Annotated in this window: 15 protein-coding genes; 6 read left to right on the forward strand and 9 right to left on the reverse strand. The window is 37.9% G+C overall.

The genetic code is table 11. From position 1 onward, the window contains the following. The first annotated feature begins 174 nt into the window (after positions 1–174). Positions 175–1,365, forward strand: a complete 1,191-nt coding sequence (locus tag BFL47_RS08550) for a hypothetical protein (protein WP_069659377.1) — start codon at positions 175–177, stop codon at positions 1,363–1,365. Positions 1,366–1,565: 200 nt separating this feature from the next. Here the strand turns inward: BFL47_RS08550 and BFL47_RS08555 are convergent, their stop codons facing one another. The 3 genes from BFL47_RS08555 to BFL47_RS08565 form a co-directional block, all read right to left on the reverse strand. Then, positions 1,566–2,102 (reverse strand): recombinase family protein, encoded by a 537-nt coding sequence (locus BFL47_RS08555; protein ID WP_069659378.1) that lies wholly within the window; start codon positions 2,100–2,102, stop codon positions 1,566–1,568. Between the two features lie 325 nt (positions 2,103–2,427). Beyond that, a complete protein-coding gene (locus BFL47_RS08560; RefSeq protein WP_069659379.1) occupies positions 2,428–3,636 on the reverse strand; it encodes an alpha/beta hydrolase-fold protein in 1,209 nt (402 codons plus the stop codon). A 129-nt stretch (positions 3,637–3,765) separates the two neighbouring features. Beyond that, positions 3,766–4,371, reverse strand: coding sequence for a master DNA invertase Mpi family serine-type recombinase (locus tag BFL47_RS08565; RefSeq protein WP_069659380.1), 606 nt, complete (start codon positions 4,369–4,371; stop codon positions 3,766–3,768). A gap of 120 nt (positions 4,372–4,491) precedes the next feature. Here BFL47_RS08565 and BFL47_RS08570 point away from each other — a divergent pair, with 120 nt between their 5' ends. The 4 genes from BFL47_RS08570 to BFL47_RS08585 all read left to right on the forward strand — a co-directional run bounded on the left by BFL47_RS08570 (position 4,492) and on the right by BFL47_RS08585 (position 8,214). After that, positions 4,492–5,196, forward strand: a complete 705-nt coding sequence (locus BFL47_RS08570; RefSeq protein WP_069659381.1) for a hypothetical protein — start codon at positions 4,492–4,494, stop codon at positions 5,194–5,196. A gap of 5 nt (positions 5,197–5,201) precedes the next feature. After that, positions 5,202–6,548 carry an integrase catalytic domain-containing protein gene (locus BFL47_RS08575; RefSeq protein WP_069659382.1) on the forward strand — a complete coding sequence of 449 codons (1,347 nt, stop codon included), beginning with the start codon at positions 5,202–5,204 and terminating at the stop codon, positions 6,546–6,548. Then, positions 6,548–7,279: an ATP-binding protein gene (locus BFL47_RS08580; RefSeq protein ID WP_069659383.1), complete on the forward strand. Its 732-nt coding sequence runs from the start codon at positions 6,548–6,550 to the stop codon at positions 7,277–7,279. Before BFL47_RS08575 ends, BFL47_RS08580 begins: the two co-directional genes overlap by 1 nt. A 368-nt stretch (positions 7,280–7,647) precedes the next feature. Continuing rightward, positions 7,648–8,214, forward strand: a complete 567-nt coding sequence (locus BFL47_RS08585; protein WP_139125795.1) for an erythromycin esterase family protein — start codon at positions 7,648–7,650, stop codon at positions 8,212–8,214. Between the two features lie 904 nt (positions 8,215–9,118). Here the strand turns inward: BFL47_RS08585 and BFL47_RS08590 are convergent. Both BFL47_RS08590 and BFL47_RS08595 read right to left on the reverse strand, forming a co-directional pair. Continuing rightward, positions 9,119–11,653: an ABC transporter permease gene (locus BFL47_RS08590; protein WP_083257086.1), complete on the reverse strand. Its 2,535-nt coding sequence runs from the start codon at positions 11,651–11,653 to the stop codon at positions 9,119–9,121. 4 nt (positions 11,654–11,657) lie between these two features. Beyond that, the gene (locus BFL47_RS08595; protein ID WP_069659386.1) at positions 11,658–12,362 is read right to left on the reverse strand and encodes an ABC transporter ATP-binding protein; all 705 of its coding nucleotides are present in this window, start codon (positions 12,360–12,362) and stop codon (positions 11,658–11,660) included. A gap of 62 nt (positions 12,363–12,424) precedes the next feature. On the opposite strand from BFL47_RS08595, the gene BFL47_RS08600 reads away from it, so the two are divergent. Further along, the gene (locus tag BFL47_RS08600) at positions 12,425–13,105 is read left to right on the forward strand and encodes an arylesterase (RefSeq protein WP_069659387.1); all 681 of its coding nucleotides are present in this window, start codon (positions 12,425–12,427) and stop codon (positions 13,103–13,105) included. 1 nt (position 13,106) lies between these two features. On the opposite strand, the gene BFL47_RS08605 is transcribed toward BFL47_RS08600, so the two are convergent. The 4 genes from BFL47_RS08605 to BFL47_RS08620 form a co-directional block, all read right to left on the reverse strand. Continuing rightward, a complete protein-coding gene (locus BFL47_RS08605) occupies positions 13,107–15,869 on the reverse strand; it encodes a PAS domain S-box protein (RefSeq protein WP_069659388.1) in 2,763 nt (920 codons plus the stop codon). Positions 15,870–16,136: 267 nt separating this feature from the next. Continuing rightward, positions 16,137–17,003, reverse strand: coding sequence for a transporter (locus tag BFL47_RS08610; RefSeq protein WP_069659389.1), 867 nt, complete (start codon positions 17,001–17,003; stop codon positions 16,137–16,139). A 166-nt stretch (positions 17,004–17,169) separates the two neighbouring features. After that, entirely contained in the window at positions 17,170–18,501 is a 1,332-nt protein-coding gene (xylA, locus tag BFL47_RS08615; protein WP_069659390.1) for a xylose isomerase, read from the reverse strand. Positions 18,502–18,507: 6 nt separating this feature from the next. Beyond that, positions 18,508–19,992 (reverse strand): xylulokinase, encoded by a 1,485-nt coding sequence (locus tag BFL47_RS08620; protein WP_069659464.1) that lies wholly within the window; start codon positions 19,990–19,992, stop codon positions 18,508–18,510. Between the last annotated feature and the right edge of the window lie 145 nt (positions 19,993–20,137).

Consider the following 20,137-nt stretch of genomic DNA (forward strand, 5'->3'; position numbering starts at 1 on the left):
TGAGTTTAATTTTTATCGGACAGCAGTGATTGCTATTATTATTTTTTCTTAAAATAAGTAGTTGTATATCTTAATTGTAACAATTTTTATATATATGATAAGAAAATTTATTTCTAAAAAACATCTATCCAATTAACTTTATGAAAAAAAAACTTAATCTTATCATTATTATGTTTGGCAGTAATAGGATGCCAAAAAGATGAAGAAGCCCCTCCTACGAATACTTTGGTGAATTCAATACAATTTAACGAAGGCAGACTTAAAATCACCAGTCTGCAATCCTTTAATGATTTAATGCAGGAAGGACACGATCATTCAGATGACATTTCTTTTGTTCAGAACAAAATTTCCAGTACAGTTAGTAGTAGATTCATTTCATTAGAAATGAAGAAAAATACACTTACTTCAAAAATCGATGGTTTTAGTGTAAGCGAGGAAAATGGCAGTAATGCTACAATAGAAGATTTGGTTCCAGACCCAATTTTCGCATCTGTACTAAATGAGGACGGAGAAATTCAAATTGATAGCACTGTCTATAAAGTTACTTTGTATGGTACTTTCATGTTTCTAAGTGACAAATTGTCTTCGGTTGACAGCTTAATTGCTACTTTTGATAGTAAAAATAATAACCATGATTACAGCCCTTTTACTGGTTTAACCTCCGTTCAGGATAGATTTTTTAAGATAGGAGATGGTATATTTTTATATGATACCTATGGTTACACCAATGGATACAGACCAAATTATCTGGACGATGAGGAAGTGCTTCCAAGTAATCAGGAAAATTACTTGGCTGATTTCACTATAGATACGGCGGAATACCCCACAGGGACAGACTCGAAAGTTAGTAACGCTTCAAGTCTCTCCAGTAAAAATAAATCTAATACAGTAAAATCCGATGAAGATATTTATAACCAGCTTGAAAATTATTCATTTGGTCCAAAAACACTGGTAGGTAAGCTACTTTCGTCTATTAGAGGTAGAGATGAAGTGCATACAATAAACTTTGATAGTAAAAGACGTGTAAGAGTGAATTTTTACGATGCTAGCTATATAGTATATTCAGCAATAGGCGTATCGGTTAAAATGGAGAAAAAAAATTGGATAGGGTGGTCAGGTACCGATGCAAGTGAATTACGTATTGGTTGGGACGCCATTCAATATAATGCTGGTACAGGTTTATCGTTGCAGATACCTACCAATGTAATCATTAATAGTTACCCTTATGAGCATCCGAGAAACTTGCTAAATAGGAAAAATTATACAACCACTAAATTAGAAACCACTGGAAAATTTATTGAAAGTGAGTATCGTTACATCTTTACTTTAGAAGATTATCAGTATGCGCTGAGTTTAAATAAGTAATAAAACTGTCAGTAAATATTAAGCAATATAAATTAATTAAAGCGATTAACGTCTGTTATTCGCTTTAATTATAACGAAATAATACCACAAATTGAAGGTTCCTAAAAAATGCCTAGAGAATTTAGGGTTAAATGAAAAATACAAGATCCGGCATGAACTTTCCTGTAAGATTTAAGTAAGAGCTCGCACGTCTCTCTTGACTACTCTTTCCCATGAATTTTAACCCCACGGTGTCTTAGGTATTTGTAAAGGGTCATTTTAGAAATCAAAAGCTCTTTAGCGATAGCGTCTACTCCTAATGTCCGCTCATTATACAGCGTTTGAGCAAGCATGGCTGTCCGTTCTGCCTCTTTAGACAAGCCCCTGCTTCGCCCTCCCTTTCTTCCACGAGCTCGGGCTGCTTCCAATCCGGATTTTGTTCTTTCCCTGATCAAATCTCTTTCAAATTCAGAAAGCGAAGCAAAAATGTTAAAGATCAATCTGCCCTGAGCGGTGGTAGTATCAATATGATCATTTAAAGATACCAGGCCGACTCCTTTCTTTTCAAAATCCGAGGCCAATTCTAATAAGTGTTTTAAAGACCTGCCTAGCCGGTCAAGTTTGTAGATGTAAATCACATCCCCCTTTCGCAAGATTTGTTGCATCGCCGAAAGTTCATGCCGTTCTGATTTAGTACCCGAAGCCTTTTCCTGGAATATTTGTTCGCAACCCTCTTTGTTCAAAGCGTCGAGCTGCATCTCTAAGTGTAATGGTTAAAACGAATTCGTGAATTTAGCCAAAACGAATTCATGAAAAGTTTAATTTCTACATCCTATATAAAGCGGTGCCTTATGCAACAGTCCCATCTCTTTTGGAGACAGTTTGTGAACTTCGATTAAAGTTCACAAATATGTTATTGTCATTTGTTGAGAATAGTACTTTTTATCCTGATACAATCATGCACTTACAGGCCATCTATCTTTTAAAAAGTTGTCTGTAAATCTTGGCTTTTTTTCCTACCGTCTGATACAGAGTAGCATTAATTTAATCATGAGGTTCGGAGGAGTCAAAATGGTATGTAACTTATTTCTGCAACTCCCGCAATTGAGTTCTGATTTCCCTAGATTCTGGATTCAGTTCGCCTGCTTTCTTATAAGCCTCGATTGCTTTCTGCTTGTCTCCTACATTGCTATATCCTTCACCCAAAGCAGCAAAAGCTTTGGAAGAAGAAGGATAATTGATTGTATTCATTTTCAAAAGCTTTAAGCCAAAGCTCACGTTAGCTGAACTTGCTACTAGCCATTCACCCCACTCATTAATATTTGATTCTTCAGGCAATATGGTGTATCCAAATTTCTCGGATAATAACTTATAGTGTTTCATAAGGTTATCAAAATTATCCTCTTTATAACTTAATGGGGAAAAACCCCACTGTCGATAAATAAATCGAAGCCCGTCATAGTATGATTTAATAGGGACGGTATTATGGTCCTCCATAGGGTAGTGGATAAACTTGTAATCTAATCCCTGGAGACTGCGCTTTTCAAGCAAAGAATCCAGCGTTAGAAATGTGTTATGAAAAGCGGCCTTATTATAACGACCTTCGTCACCATTGCTTAAAAAAAACGTCTTAGATAAGGTGGAACCTGATTTCAATGTTTCATCTGCTAATTTAAGAATATAGTCATGATCCCACCAAAGAGCCGGGCTTATTGCAATATATGCGTTAAACATATCAGGATAATTAATCAGACAATTAATTGCTGTTGAGCCACCAAAAGAATGTCCTGCAAAAATGCGATATGGCTTGATTTTATAATTGAAATTCACGTATGGTATAAGTTCTTGGCGTATAAATCTTAAAAATGACTCATTCCCTCCAGTGTTCTTAAATGCTACGGTATCCAAATTACCTGAAGAGTCAAAGCTCGAGTGAGAGGGTGTAAGGTCACGGTTTCGGTCTGTGTTTGTAATCCCTACAACTATCATCGGCGGAGCAACTTCTACATCTGCCCTACCGAAGAATTTTGAAAGTTCTACTAGCAGATTATAGTGATTCTCGGCATCAAGAACATAAATTACCGGATATGCCAAATTAAGGTTTGCTGAATCCTTAGGTGCGTAAATCATTATCCGGCGGTCTTCTTTTAGTATTTCTGAATGAAGTGTTACAATATTTCCCTGGTTCGACATAATAGGTTCGACCTTTTGGGCACTCGCTAAAAAAGAAAAAAATAAAGACAGTGTGAAAAGAAAAAAAATGAAATGCTTTTTTGTTAAAGATGCTTCCATGTTGGGTTTAATACGGTGACTGCAAAATAGAAAAAATTTCGACTAACTTAATTTAAATTTTTGCAAGAGTTAAAGTCTGAGTTATTACGTCTAACCAACCTTTAATTTAAATATAACATCCCACTGGAATTAATCTTCTCTTAGTTTTCTGGTTCTTATATAGCTTTCAACTGTTAATCGGTTGACGCCTAAAATTCTGCCTATTGTAGACACTCCAACTTTCTTATCCAATAATTCCCTTATGGTGGCTTCCTTACCAGTTAATTTTGTTTGTTTAGATAATGATCCTGCAGGACGACCAATCGGCAACCCTTCACTTTTCATCCTTGCCATCGCTTCTTTGGTACGTTGGGATATCAAGTTGCGTTCTATTTCAGCAGAAAGGGAAAATGCAAAAGCCAGCACTTTTGAAGAAATGTTATTGCCCAATTCATATCCTTCTTTTATAGCATATACCTTGCTTTCCTTCACCATACAATTATTTAAGATGCTCATTACTTCCATCAAATTTCTTCCTAATCTGGAAAGTTCGCTCACTATCAAAATATCGTTTTTCTTTAGATCGGTCAAAACCTTGCCAAGCTTACGGTCTTCGGAGCGCTTATTACCACTTACAGTCTCCTCAATCCATTCGTCAACGTGTATCCTTTTACTGGAAGAATATTTTAAGATTTCAAAGCGCTGGTTTTCGACTGTTTGTTTGTCTGTTGATACCCGGATATATGCGTAAATCATAGAAAAAGAGGAAAAGTTAGAGAAAGGGTGCTTTTTGATATTTAATTATACATCTATTTGGTAAAAATAAGGAATAATTTACTACCTTAAATGTAACGTACCTTAAGGACCCCTTTTTATATGAATACTTCTGAGATAGCCAGTCAGGATTTTATTCACTTTCAGGAATATCTGTATGTTAAAGGTATGTATTTGGCTGACCATCTTAAAATTCCTCAAAGCATTATCGACACAGGAGCTCAGGCATATCTATCCATGTCCTCCACCGAATGGAAACATATTTTACATCAAGGATATAAATGGTTTGATTATAAGTCCATACCCATAGAAATCTTAATTAAGTATCAGGTTCCCTCACAGGAAGAGTTAATAGCAAAATTCAAAAAGTCATTATCCACTGAGGCGGCACCCGAGAATAAATTGTATCAAAATGAGATGCTGGCCATTCAAATCGCTTTAAACAATGCAGATTTATTCATTCCAGAATTTACCGCCAATTCAATTAGAAAGGAAAAGATTGCCAGTTATTGCAATTCATATGCTGTACTACTTTTACTTCAACAATTCACTCATCTCAAAGTTTATGAACAGTTTAACATATATCTGGCAGTATCAGATTCTAATTTCTCTTTTCAAACAAGAAGTCTTAATCATTTCTATGCTAAGACTAAGGATATAAAAAAATATGGGCTCTTAAGGAGTCTGCTTCATCAGGGTATTTCAAATAGGAATGCAGTAAAAATGTTTGAATACCATGAAAAGCTAATAAGTCATTTTACAGGGAAGGGAAAAAGCTTTCGCAAAGAGATATTTGCACAAATGTAAACACGATGCTAAGATCCAGGAATGAACCTGAGATTAGTTTAAGTGCCGTTAAGCATATTTTGTTAAAGACCTATAGGAAAAATTTAGATGATATAACCAGAAATGGTGAGGCATGGATGAAAAACACCCTTCTTCCTTTTTTAATAAGGGAAGAGCCAGAATATCCCTGTGACCATTGGCAGATTGATGCCACTCGGCTTCAAATCTTTTGTAAAGATGAAGCTAAACAGGGCTCTTTCTTATGGATTGCGGTGGTACTTGATGCTCATTCCCGAATGGTAATGGGGTTTGCAATCGGCGAAAAGGAATGCCCTGACTTATATACCAGGGCACTAAAAATCGCAATTGGCAGAAGTAGGTTGCTTCCAGCAGAAATATTAAGGGACAACTATAAGGGGTATACCCAGGACAGTGAATTAACGGACTTGATTGATCAGACGGAAAAAATGGGTGTCCGATGGCGCGCTCATAAAGTTGGTAATCCCCGGGATAAAGGTATCGTGGAACGCTTTTTTGGTGTTTTTAATACGGTCTTCTGCAAGGGAATAATCGGTTATACTGGAGAGGGTATAAAGAGTAGAAGTGTAAATGCACGGCCTAATCCTGATGATATGAAACTATATCGCAAGTATAAGCTGTTAAAAACCAAAGATCAAATCATCACCATCATTACAGAAGATATACATAAATATAATCAGGGCGGAATCAATAAAAACGACATATCCCCAATCGAAAAATTCAAACTAAAGGAGACTAAGAATGCCATATCTATAGGTTCTGATGAATATGCATTGATCTTTTATAAAAAGAAAATCTTAAAAGTCAACCGATCTACGATTTGTATTCATTTAAATGGGTGTTCTTATTTCTATCAGCTAAGTGAAGTTGAGCATATCCTAAATTACAATCGCGTCTGTGTTCAGGTGCATTATGACCCAGCTGACATGACAACTATTCACTTATTTACGGAAAACGACAGTAAGCCCATAACAATGCTAAGCAAAATAAAGCCAGTATCACTCGCTCAAATTAATCATGATAAAGACGACGAAGCTAATCTGCACCGGTACTACGCTAAAAATCAATCTTTGATAAAACAACTGAGGGAAATAATTGAACAGCGTGAAGCTGCTATTGAAGCATTAGATTTACCGGTCTCCGTATTAAATTCGAATGTATCATTAGTGTTTCCCATTCTTAATGAAGCAGAAATGGACCTGAATGACCATTTACAACTTCCAATGGATGAGGCTTTGAAAAAAGATAAGATTTTCAAAAAGCATCGTTCCCTATACTCTGAATTGCAGGACTCATTATATAAAAAGAAGGGTTCTGTTAAACGATTACAATAATGGATCTTACAAGTTTTGACCTTTCTTTAATTCGAAAACCACCATCAGACTTGGTTCTTGAAACCAATGTATTAAGAACCATAACAGAAAATTGTCAGGATGCTTTGGAATACCACCGGATGATTGCTTTTATTGGCGACTCAGGCTATGGAAAAACTAAATCACTTCAATACTTTGCAGCTAAGAAAAAGAATGTTTACTATTTGGTGGTCGAAAAGAGCATGACTTCAAAGCGGTTCTACGTAGAACTTCTAAATGTGCTTGGTTTTACAAATTCATTTCGTGGAAGTGATCTAAACAATTTAATAAAAAGTATTAGCTTCCATTTGTGCCATTCCAAACAATCAAATTTATTGATTATCGATGAAGCGGGCAAGTTCAATGCCAATCAGCTTTTGTTCTTGCACGAACTCCGTGACAATACAAAAAGCAATACCGGGATAATTCTTTCGGGTCCACCTTACTTCAATAAAAATATGGATCTCTGGAAGCTTGCAGGAAAGGAAGGGATACCCGAGTTATATAGAAGAATTCAGTCATGGATTCCATTGCCAGAGCCATCTATGAAAGAGAAAAAAGCCTATTGCTCGGAATTTGGTATATTAAATGATCTGGCTGATGAACTTGCAGATGAGTCAAAGGACTTTGGAACGTTAGACAATAAAATTCTTGAGGTTAGAATAGCGGTCATTAAATATTTGAAGGCAACAGAAAAGAAAACCAATAAATAAAAATGCTTTTTCATTAATTCGTTTTAACCTTTACCAATGTCATTTAATTTTTCCTCAAACTTGCCAATTAGAAGAATACCCATTGGTAACTCATTTATTATAATTTTTAGCTAAAAGTGTTCGGTTTCATCTAATTATTATTGCGGTATTAAGGAAGGTTTAGATTAAAATTTTTAGGGGAGGCATGAACAAGTTAACAGATGTTAAATTTTCAATCATCACATAAACTTTAAATAGATTTGGCCATAGCTAATTCTGAAAAAACGATTATAAATCTTTTAACTTCCATTGAACTAACAGAAGAAAATCCTGAGCTTAAACAAATTTATAGGTATTATATCAAAATCCTTTCTCAAAGCGTAAAACTTATGGCTTTACCTAACTGGTATGATCGGTATATTTTTCGTGATCAGTGTATGGCAGAGAACTGCATGTGGATAGCGGAAAGAAATCCAAATATAAAAGTACTTGTTTGGGCTCATAATGGTCATGTTAGTAAAAGCATTACAGACTCAGACATTCGTCCTATGGGGAGTTACTTAAAGGAAAAATATTCAAGTGGTTATTATGTATTAGGATTTGGCTTTAATAAAGGAGCTTTTCGTGCTCGGGTTGATAAGGAGTCAGGAATAGATGTAATGACTGTTCCCGAAGTAAAAAGTAATTTGTCTACTGACTTTATCTTCGGTCAGTGCAAGGATGAGAATTTTTTTATGGATTTTAAAAGTACAACTGGGAATCAGGTTGTTCAGGACTTTTTAAATCGCAAATTATACTCTCGTTATATTGGAGCAAGTTATAACGCAAAGAAAAGTGAGAATGGCAAAGACATCAAGAAAGAACTGATTAATCTATATGATGGAATTGTCTTTTTTAAACAAACAATCGCAGCCTCACCGCAGCTTAAATTATGGCAGCAGACGAAGAGTCTATGATTTATTGCTTAAGCTCAAAGCGAGATTATGATTAATAGTCCTTTAACTTACCATTATTTAGGCCAGCTGTAATATCCAATTGCAAGTTAGTTTAGTATCGTTCATCAAGAAATGGAAATGTATATTTAACATAAAATCAGTTATTGAAGAATTATTACCCAAGCCATCCTTAAGGTTACTAGAAAATGTGGATAAACGTTAAAGAAGGACTCGTATATAATACTATATATAAGAAATAGGCTTTTCATGAATTCGTTTTGGCCAAATTCATGAATTCGTTTTAACCCTTACATATAGGGAATTATGCAATTTCCGAAATAGCTAAAAGGCTACAGATGCCCATAGCCACTTGTTATCGATATTTAAGATATGTAAAAGAGAGCAAGGCAAGTGACGTTTGATATAAACTGCAGAGCCGTGATCTTTTCACCAATCGGAAATCTTATATAAAAAGGGTAAACGGTGCAGAAGGAACGTTTTATAATACGAAGTAAGAAATAGATCTTTCATGAATTCGTTTTGGCCAAATACACGAATTCGTTTTAACCATTATCAATATAACTAATTAAACCCTCATTTAAGTTGCCATTTAGCCTCTCTAAAATTCAAACCCGAAGAAGAAAATCATGAAAACCAATAAGAACATTAAGATGATGTAAATGTAAACCCGTATGAATTATTATTCATGTAAAGGTAGATCTGTTTAACTGTCCGTTTTCTGTAAGGTATTTTCAGCTTGAGAAGTATATAATGATACTGATAAGATAGCAGTATGAATCCGGTATAAGTCCGACTGTAGGGTCTTTAAGTCGGACTTTCACCGGATTTATACCCGAATTATTTTGCTACAAATAACATCCATGTTATAAGAAGAACAGATTAAAATCATGAGATTCCTATCTCCCTATATCTCTTTCCTCAGCACTTCTAAAGGCGATCCGTTTAAGCTGCTCCGGCTATTAAACAAACCGATGGCAACCGTTAACAAACAGACAGAGAAAAAGAGGATCAGAACAGGGATTAACTGAGGCGAAAAATCGGTCTCGAAATTGTACTTCGCTAAAGCCCAAGCTGCGGCAAATGACAATATGATCCCTGTGAATGCAGCAAATGCACCCAGGAAAAAATATTCCATTCCAGTGATGACCAAGATCTGCCTGCTACTGGCACCCATTGTACGCAATAAAACGACCTCCCTCGACCGCTGGTATTTACTGATCAACACCGAGGTAATCAGTACCACGATGCCGGTTATGATGCTAAAACCAGCCATAAAACGAATTACAAAACCAATCTTACCCATAATCTCATCCAGAATATTCAATACCAGGTTCAGATCGATAATGGATACATTGGGAAAATTACGAATCACCGCCTGCTGAAAGGAAGCGGCTTGTTCAGGTGTGTTTAAACGCGTAATAAGCACATGAAATTGCGGGGCACTTTCCAGTACACCTGCAGGAAAAACAACCCTAAAATTGGTTTGTATGTTATTCCAATCCACTTCTCTGAGACTTCCTACTACGACAGGAATTGGGGCACCCTGCACATTGAATATCATTTTATCTCCGATCTTCACATGTAAGCGCTCTGCATACTTACTTTCCAGAGAGATTACAATATCTTTATCATTCTCATTAAACTGACCCACCCATTTACCCGCTGTGATTTTTTCCGTTGGTGTAAGATCTTTGCGGAAGGTCGCCCTAATTTCCGAATTGTAGGACCGATAGGAAAGGTCTAGACTAGAGTCCTTCCTTGCCTGTGTAGCCGTGATTCCACGAATTTCTTCAATGCGCATAGTCACGATAGGAACCTGTTGGATCACAGGGAGGTGAAAGCTTTTTGTGAGGCTTGCAACGGCTGTTTTTTGTGAAGTTTGGATATCAAAAAGCACCATATTGGGCTTATTTTCACTCGATGAGCTGGATACCTTTTTTATGAGAACATCCTGCACCAGGAGCAGCGTCCCGATAAATGAGGTACCCAAACCGATGCAGACAATCAGGATTAAAGTCTGATTGTTAGGCCGGAATAAATTAGATAAACCTTGTCGCCACAAATAACTCCAGGACTCTGGGAAATATGCTCTAACGAGCCAGATCAGCAATTGTGCAATACCTGCCAGAATCAAAAAGGCAACAACGATCCCACCTGTAAAAAAGAGGGCTTGTTTAACTTCTCTCAACTGCAGGTAACTGAATCCGGCCATGAAGGCAATAATTGCTAAGTAAACAACCCATTTTAAAGGGTCCTGAGCTGTTTTATCTTCACTAAGGCCTGCCCTAAGCGTGTTTAAAGGTGATACTTTTCGTACCGCAAGCAGGGGAAGCAATGAAAACAAGAAAGAAACAATCAATCCGGTTACAATCCCTTGCAGGATGGCCATAGGAGATATGCGGGAAGTAATTTCCAGAGGAAGAAAGTCTTTGAGTACCAGAGGAAGAACCTGCTGGATCGCGGTGCCGAGTAAAGCGCCAAGGATGGAACCAACAAAGCCGATAACTACGATCTGGATCAGGTAAATCAGGAAAGCCTGAGAAGCTGTGGCACCCAGACAACGTAAAATGGAAACCGATGCTAACTTTTCGCGGACGTAAATATGCACAGCACTAGCCACGCCAATACAGCCAAGTAAAAGAGCAACGAAACCAACGAGCGACAAGAATTTGGTCATGTTGCGGAAAGAATCGCCCGTATTCTCCTTTCTTGATTCAATAGTTTCCACTTCCATGGACGCCTTTTCTGCTTTCTTTCTGATTGTTTTGAGTTCCCGGGCTAGTTGCTCCGGACGGTTATACTTATAATAATAGGTATAGTTGATTCTACTCCCTTTTTGGAGCAAACCGGTTTTTTCAAGTGTAGCAAGAGGAATATATATAATGGGTGCGATCGCGGATGAAAAACCAGTTTGACCGGGTGCCCCGTTCAGGGTGCCTACTATGGCAAAAGTTTCGTTGCCAAGTTTAATTGAATCTCCATTTGCAGCACCATATTGGAGCATCAGTGTTTTGTCTACTAAAGCATGGCTACCTGTTTTAAATGTTTGTGCTGCAGAGGCAGGACTCGTTTCGATCTCCCCATAATAAGGAAAACCACCTTCAAGAGCGCGTACCTGTACCAGTCGGCTAGCTCCACTTCGGGTAAAAAGCACCATGGAGGCGAAGCTTCTCTCTGTAGAACGGGCATCACCTAGCTTGGATAGATAGGTAATGATTTGATTTGAAGGCTTTTGATTGTCAGAAACAATAAGATCAGCGCCTGTCAAACTTGCCGCCTGAATGGTAATATCCCTATTTAAATTATCACCAAAGGAATAGATTGCAACCAGTGCCGCGATGCCCAGGATTATGGAAGAAATAAAGAGAAATAAACGCGACCTGCTTCTTCGGCTATCCCGCCAGGCCATTTTAAAGAGCCATGCCGTTTGATCTTTCATGCTCTTAGGATTCATTTTCGGAAGAAATTACAGGTTGATCAGATACAATTGCACCTCCCTTAATCCGGATGATGCGCTGAGTTCTTGCAGCTAGCTCGAGGTCGTGTGTAACCAGTATTAAGGTAGTCCCTGCTTCGCGGTTCAGTTCGAAGATGAGTTTAATGATCTTTTCACTGGTTTCGGCATCTAAATTCCCTGTAGGCTCATCTGCAAAAAGAATTTGTGGACGATTGGAAAAAGCACGGGCTAAGGCCACGCGTTGTTGCTCACCACCGGATAGCTGGGCTGGATAATGATGCCCTCGATCAGAAAGACCAACTTTTTCAAGCAGATCAAGCGCTACTGGCCTGATATTCTTTTCACCCCGGAGTTCCAATGGAACCATTACATTTTCTAACACGGTAAGTGTAGGCAGCAGTTGAAAATTCTGAAAAATGAAACCGGTGTACTGACTTCTTACCTGCGCCTTTTGATCTTCATTTAATTGATCGATCCGAATATCATTAATCATCACAGAGCCTGTTGTGGAAGTATCTAAACCTGCACAGAGTCCAAGTAACGTGGTCTTCCCACTTCCCGAAGGGCCTACAATGGATACGGTGGCGCCCCGCTCGACGGAAAAACTTACATCGTGTAATACAGTAAGCGTTTGTCCGGCTCCTTTATAAACTTTACTGAGATGCTCAACTGTTAATATATTTTCTGCCATTTAAACTAAACATAGATGTTCCTGTTTAAAATGAAGCTTTTATTTAACTTTAGGACATTATTATGAAAAAACTATTCTTCTATTTATCTCTTATTCTAATTGCAACGAGCTGCACGAACAGAAATATGGATCAAAAAAAGGCTGCAAATGAAGCTTCAAACCAAAACAATACTAGCGAGAAACGAGAAACTAAAAATATATTATTCTTTGGGAACAGTCTTACTGCGGGTTACGGTCTGGAGGATCCTTCAAGTGAGTCCTTCCCTTCCTTAATACAGGAGAAAATAGATTCGTTAAAGCTGAGTTACAAGGCTATCAACGCTGGTTTAAGTGGTGAAACTACTGCCGGAGGAAAGGGGCGGATTGGATGGCTTTTACGTACACATGTGGATGTTTTTGTGCTGGAATTAGGAGCAAATGATGGTTTGAGAGGCTTGCCGGTAACCGAAACGATTAAAAACCTGCAGTCGATAGTGGACACCGTTAAAGCGAAATATCCGGATGCAAAATTAGTTTTATTGGGCATGAAAGTGCCACCAAATATGGGAGGACGTTATGCTGCTGATTTTAATGCTGTATTTAAAACCATAGCAGATAAGAATAATATGCTACTTGTCCCTTTTTTATTGGAGAATGTAGCTGGGATTCCAAAACTCAATTTGAAAGATGGCATTCATCCAACTGCTCCCGGACAGAAAATAGTGGCAGAAAATGTGTGGAAAGAGTTGAAGAATATACTGTAAATCAGTTCGTTTTCTCTAGAAATGGCCTTATTTTGGTAAAAAGATCAGCAGGCACAAATGGTTTCCAAACAAAATCGTTCATGCCTTTATCTGTTAATTCCTTTTTGCTAATATCCAACTTACTAGCAGTTAAAGCGATGATAGGAAGCTTTTTATATTTCTCTTCGGGTAATGCCCTGATATGCAGACAAGCTTCATAACCGTCCATAATAGGCATGTGGAGATCCATTAATACCAGATCGTACTTTTTCAGTTGAACCATGTCTAAAGCTTCTCGTCCATTCTCAGCAAACTCACTCACGATCTCCCATCTTTTTAATACCTTTTGCACTACCATCCTATTAATGGGATTATCATCTACAACTAATACAAGGGAAGGGAGTGGTTTTTCTATAACTAATTCTACTATATCTTCTGAAGACCGGTCTGTGCGTAAAAAAGGGATGGTAAAATAGAAGCAAGAGCCCTTGTCTTTTTCACTTTTTACATAGATTTCTGAGTGATGGATATGCAAAAGTTTCCGGGTTATCGCTAAGCCCAAACCAGTTCCTCCATATTTCCGGGTAGTGTCAGAACTTGCCTGGGCATAGGATTCAAAAATATATTTGAGTTTGTCGTTGCTTATTCCTATCCCGGTGTCTGTTACCTCAAATTTAATGGTAACCGTTGTATCATTTTCACACTTTAAAGAAAGATTGACCTTAATTTCTCCTTTTTCAGTAAATTTAATGGCATTTCCAAGGAGGTTGATCAGGATCTGAAATAAGCGGGTTTTGTCTGCTTGTACATATTGAGGGATGCGGGGATCGATATGATAATGCAGCATAACATTATTTCTATTAACACGAAAATACATCGTTTCAACTGTAGAACTAATGAATTTACTGATATCAACTGATCTCGATTCCAGTTCTACATTGCCGGTTTCAAGCTTGTTAAAATCAAGTACATCATTGATTAAAGCGAGCAAGTTTTCAGATGAAAACTTTAGCACATCCAGGTTTTCTATTTGATGTTCCTGTGGCTTATCCTCTAAAAGGATTTGAGTCATACCAATAATCGCATTTAAAGGAGTGCGAATTTCATGACTCATCACAGATAGAAAAGTCTCCTTTGCTTTCGCTAATTTAATAGCCTCTTCCCGGGCGTGTATAAGTTCAGCTTCCACTTTTTTCCTTTCCGTAATGTTGACACCAATGCATAATTGACGCTCCAAATCTCCTGAAGAGTTAAAGATGGGTGTATTCGAAATGTATAACCATATCTTGCTTCCATCCTTTTTATAAAAAAGATTATCGATCTCATAAGGTTTTCTATTATCAAAAGCCGTTACTGCTTTCGAAATCAGTGACATATCCGTTTCTGGGCCCAATAGAAGACTTCCTATTTTTTTTCCTTTTAATTCGGCTAAAGTGTATCCTAAAGTTTGTTCAAACGCTTCATTAACCCAAAGCACCTGATCCTCTTTATCACGAATAAGAATTCCTACGGTTGACTTGCTAGCTGCCAAACTTAAAGTTTGGAGTTCGATCTCCGCATTTTTATGATTAGTCACATCAGTTACTATCTCAATACTATTGATAGCCTCCCCTTTTTCATTCAAGATGATGGAATTCATTACAGAGAACCACCTTGGTTCACCATCTTTACGATAGGACAAAACATCTATATTATAGGACTTCTGGTCTGAGGTTTGCGTTCTTGCATATTCAATACTTTTTATATCTGTTTTTTTTCCAGAAAGAAAATCACCCAGCCTTTTGCCTAATAACTCATTCTCAGTATAACCAGTAATCGTTTCAAATGCTTTATTTACCCAAATAACATGATTGTCAATATCATTGATAACCACGCCATTATTAACATGACACGCTACGAGGGAAAGCTGCTCGAGACTCTGAGTTGATTTTTTATGTTCAGTAATGTCTCTTCCATTGGCAAGCCATCTTCCGTTTAAAAGCACATTACACCAGCTGTAATTGCGTACTTCATTACTTTTGGTGACTACTCTTGTTTCCAGTTCAAATCGGCATTCTCCATTTTCAACCCTTTCTTTGATAGGAATCCATACGGCATCTCTTTCTCCGGGGATACAAAAATCCCAGATTGTTTTACCTATTAATTCATCTGCAGAATAGCCTATTATATTCTTCACCGAATCATTGATGTACTCGATCTGTCCTAACTCATTGGTGATGCAATGTAAATCGCCGGAATTATTAAATAGTACATGAAATTCTTTTTCCTCATCAAGTAGATGCCGAAGTTCACGGTTTCGTTTTGCGGACTCCATATGCACTAGAATTTCAGATGAAAATACCTGTAGCGTTTCGCGCTGTAAATCCGTTAGTAGTCCTGGTTTTGTATCTAAAACGCATAAAGTACCTAACCTGAAACCTTCAGGCGAAATTAATGGCATTCCTGCGTAAAAGCGAATAGGCTCTGGTTCGGTTACAAAAGGATTTGCAGTGAAACGACTGTCCTTAAAGGTATCCGGAATTTCTAAAAGCACATCACTTTCTATAGCAAAGTTGCAAAAAGCAAATTCTCTTGATGTTTCACATAAATCAATACCTACTTTTGATTTAAACCATTGACGGTTTTCATGCAGCAAAGTAATCAGCGCAATGGGCTTCTGGCAAATTCGGGATACAAGCTTGGTGATCGAATCATATGTTATTTCGCTTTCTGTATCAAGAATTTGATAATTCTCTAATGCTTTAAGTCTCTTCGACTCTTGTTCATCTACAACATACTTATGCATTTGGGGACTATACGTATTAGTATACTTATACTTTAAAACTACAAAAAAGATTTATTAAAACCACTATAGTTGATAGGGACATCGTACTATGGGAGAAATCTGATAAAAGTAGGTTCAACCAACAGCATGATCATGGAGGCTGACAACCGTATACACGAGCATGATGAAGCTAGATTTTGACAATGTATGATATAATACCTTTTGATTGTTATATCATAGCAATGTCCCGATATTTACCTATTTAATTTCAATATGCTTTCCAGATGCTTATTGAGCCCGATAAATAATAAAAATAGCAATTATAGCCAGCGCTATTCCGATTTTGTTGATCTTGCTCAGCTTTTCCTTAAATAAATAAACTCCTATCAGTGCACCCACTATGATCACACCAATATTCATTGCAGAAAAAACGACTGAGGGATTGTCCGGTAAAGCTCTATGAGCTTTTAAATAAAACAGAATGTTCCCAAAGTTGAAAACGCCCAAAATGATTCCACAAAATAGATTAATTATTCTGAATGTAGTCTTACCGATTAGTATAGCGATGACCAAAACAAGTACGGCAATTGCAAAAGCAAGCTGAAAGATTATGAACAAAGACGTAGTATAGGGGATCAACGTAAGTGCCGCTATTTGTTTAAAAAACAGATCGATGATGCCCATTCCAACAAATACCAACAGGGGATAAAGCCAGTTTAAAACAGCACCTGTATTTTTAAGAGGTGTCTTATGCCATGGGATCGTGCATATAATAGCTATAAAACCAATACTGATTCCAACAGATTTCAGGATTGAAACCGGCTCATTTAAGATAAGAAAGGTAAATACTAACGGAATGAATAAGGAAAGCCGCTGTGCCAGATCTGTTCGAACAATTCCAGTGTACCGCACTGAAAGCCCAAGGATGATAAAAAGGGAAGGTAGCAGGATAGCGAGTAATACAAAAATATTTATGGGTGCTGAAGCCCAGTTAATTGCGCTGAAAGAGGGCCGGTAAAACGCATAGGTAAGCAGGGATGCAACTGCATAATTCCATACAATAGCCTGAGGGACGCTAATTTCATATCTTCGAGCTAATTTAAGCAGGATGGATACGACTATATTGCAAGTTATGCTGAGAAGAATATAAATCATTTGCCAATTACAATTATTTGAGGTGTGGGCATCAAAGATAGTATAATGGCTTTGGCATTTCAGAGGTTTCTATTTATCAAAAAAGGCTGAAATCTTTGATGATCCAGCCTCTTTTGATAAACAAAATAGGTAATTAAAGAGCTATTTCGCTTGATTAGATTATCACCTAAACATATCTGTTTATGACATTCTCCATGTATTCCTGCTTGCCGCTAATAGTTGCTGGCTCGCCATTTTCGATTGCATAATCTCTCAAATCTTGCAGCGTTAGCTTACCTTCTTCAAAAGCCTTGCCTTTACCCGAATCAAAAGATGCATAACGATCTTCTCTTACTTTTTTATAATCAGATTTTTGTAGAATAGCATCCGCTGCAATCAATGCATGTGCAAAAGTATCCATACCGCCAATGTGCGCATAGAATAGATCTTCTCTGTCTGTGGAATTTCTTCTGATCTTAGCATCAAAATTAACGCCTCCACCCTGCAGTCCACCTGCTTCAAGAAAGACCAACATACATTCAGTAAGTTCACCTGCATTATTTGGGAATTGATCCGTATCCCATCCATTTTGATAATCGCCTCTGTTTGCATCCAATGAACCTAGTAATCCTGCATCTGCAGCAACCTGCATTTCATGCTGCATGGTATGGCCAGCTAAAGTTGCGTGATTGACTTCCAGATTAATCTTAAAGTCGCCCATCAGATCATACTTTTGTAAAAAGCCCAAAACTGTTGCGGCATCATAATCATATTGGTGCTTAGAAGGTTCGCATGGCTTTGGTTCTATGAAAAAAGTACCTGTAAAACCATTCGCACGTGCATAATCCTTTGCAGAATGAAGGAAACCAGCGAGATGTTCCTGTTCGCGTTTCATATTGGTATTAAGCAAGGACATGTATCCCTCTCTACCACCCCAAAATACATAATTCTCGCCTTTAAGTGCGATAGTAGCATCCAAAGCAGCTTTAACCTGGGCTGCTCCGTGAGCTAGCACATGAAAATCAGGATTAGTTGAGGCTCCGTTCATGTAACGGCGGTGAGAAAACAAGTTGGCTGTAGCCCATAAAAGTTTCACTCCACTTTCTGCCTGTTTTTCTTTTGCATACTCCACAATTGCAGCTAAACGACGTTCGTTTTCTACTACGTCATTGCCATAGTCCACTAAATCTACATCATGGAAACAGTAATAAGGCAAGTTCATCTTGGTAATAAACTCAAACGCTGCATCCATTTTATCTTTAGCACGTTCAATTACATCCGTTTTCTCATCCCAGGGAAAGATGTGTGATGCACCACCAAATGGATCTGCTCCTGTACCATTGAATGAATGCCAGTACGAACAGGCAAATTTAAAATGATCTTTAAGTGTTTTTCCGGCAACAACACGATTCTCATCGTACCATCTGAATGCCAGTGGATTGTCTGATTCTAATCCCTCGAATTGGATCTGGCCGATTCCTTTGAAGAATTCTTTTTCGCCAGTAATTACATTTCCCATCGTATATTATTTTATAATTAATTGTTCTTGTAGTATTTTTTTCCAGTCCTGATAAACAGGTTCATAAAATTCAGACTTGCCCGGTTCAATCAGTTGAATTGCTTTGTTATTTTGAAAGGCTTCTTTTTCAGATCCAAAGACCCCTACTCCTATTCCTGCACCAAGGGCAGCACCTACACTTCCATCGTTATCGTATAATTCTACGGGAACATTCGTCGCATTGACAAATGCTTCAGCAAAAAGTGCACTTTGAAACAGGTTTGCTTTACCGGCACGGATCACAGTAGGATACATGCCATTCTCCCTCATGATATCAAGACCATAACGGAAAGCAAATGCAATACCTTCCTGAACGGCTCTAAAAATATGGTCAGCGGTGTGCAGGTTTAAGTCAATATGATGAAACTGTGCCCCTATCAGCTTATTATTTAGCATGCGTTCTGCGCCGTTGCCAAAAGGGAGGATACGCAATCCTGCTGATCCGATGGCAATTGCCCCTGCTTTATGATTTATATCCGCATAGCTTAATCCATGGCCAAACGTATTCTTTGCCCAACGGTTTAAAATTCCGGTGCCGTTAATGCATAAAAGTACGCCGAGCCTTTTGTTTTCTGAAGAATGATTGACGTGAGCAAAGGTGTTCACGCGCGATTGGGGATCGTAGGACAACTGATCACTTACACCATAAATCACGCCGGATGTACCTGCAGTGGCGGCTACTTCTCCTGGCTGCAGCACATTTAACGATAAGGCATTATTAGGCTGATCTCCGGATTTGTAGCTTACAGGAATTCCTTTACGAAGCGATAACTGCTCTGCAATGATTTCTTTCAGGTAACCATGTTCAGAAAAAACAGGTTTCACTGGTGGAAATAGTTTTTTGTCAAATCCAAAGTAATTTAAAATATCTTCAGACAGCTGGTCATTTTGGAAATCCCAGAAGATGCCTTCGGATAAAGAGGAAGGACTGGAGGTTATATCTCCGGTTAACTTCATGGAAATGAAATCGCCGGGCAACATCACTTTATCTATTTTGGCGTAAATCTCTGGCTGATTCTCTTTTACCCATGCTAATTTTGAAGCAGTAAAGTTTCCAGGAGAATTTAACAGATGGGAAAGACTCTTTTCTTCCCCTATTGCGTCAAAAGCGGCATTTCCAATTTCAACAGCACGGCTGTCACACCATATGATTGAATCACGAAGTACCTGCTGTTGTTGATCGACAACTACTAGGCCATGCATCTGGTAAGCAATACCAATCGCCCCAATATCCTTGGGATCGAATGAACCTAAGGCATTAATCTTTAAGATAGCCTGAGAGACATGCTCCCACCACATTTCGGGTGATTGCTCTGCCCAACCGGGTTGTGGCGAGTTAATTTCAGTCTCTGTTTCCGGATACTGAACCGAACTAATTGTTTTTTGGGTTGCCGGATCCACTACCGAAACTTTAATGGACGAGGTGCCTACATCGATTCCTAATAATAACATTTCTTTATATTGGTGGTTGATAATGCCAACGTTAGCGCAATTGTAAAAATAAATTCTGATATTAGAAAAAAAAATCATCTAAAAGGGCATACAATTTTATTGTATACCTTTAAAAAAATATTTTTGTTTTAAAAAACAGAGCAAT

The sequence above is a fragment of the Arcticibacter eurypsychrophilus genome (assembly GCF_001730525.1).
In the GTDB taxonomy this organism is placed as follows: domain Bacteria; phylum Bacteroidota; class Bacteroidia; order Sphingobacteriales; family Sphingobacteriaceae; genus Arcticibacter; species Arcticibacter eurypsychrophilus.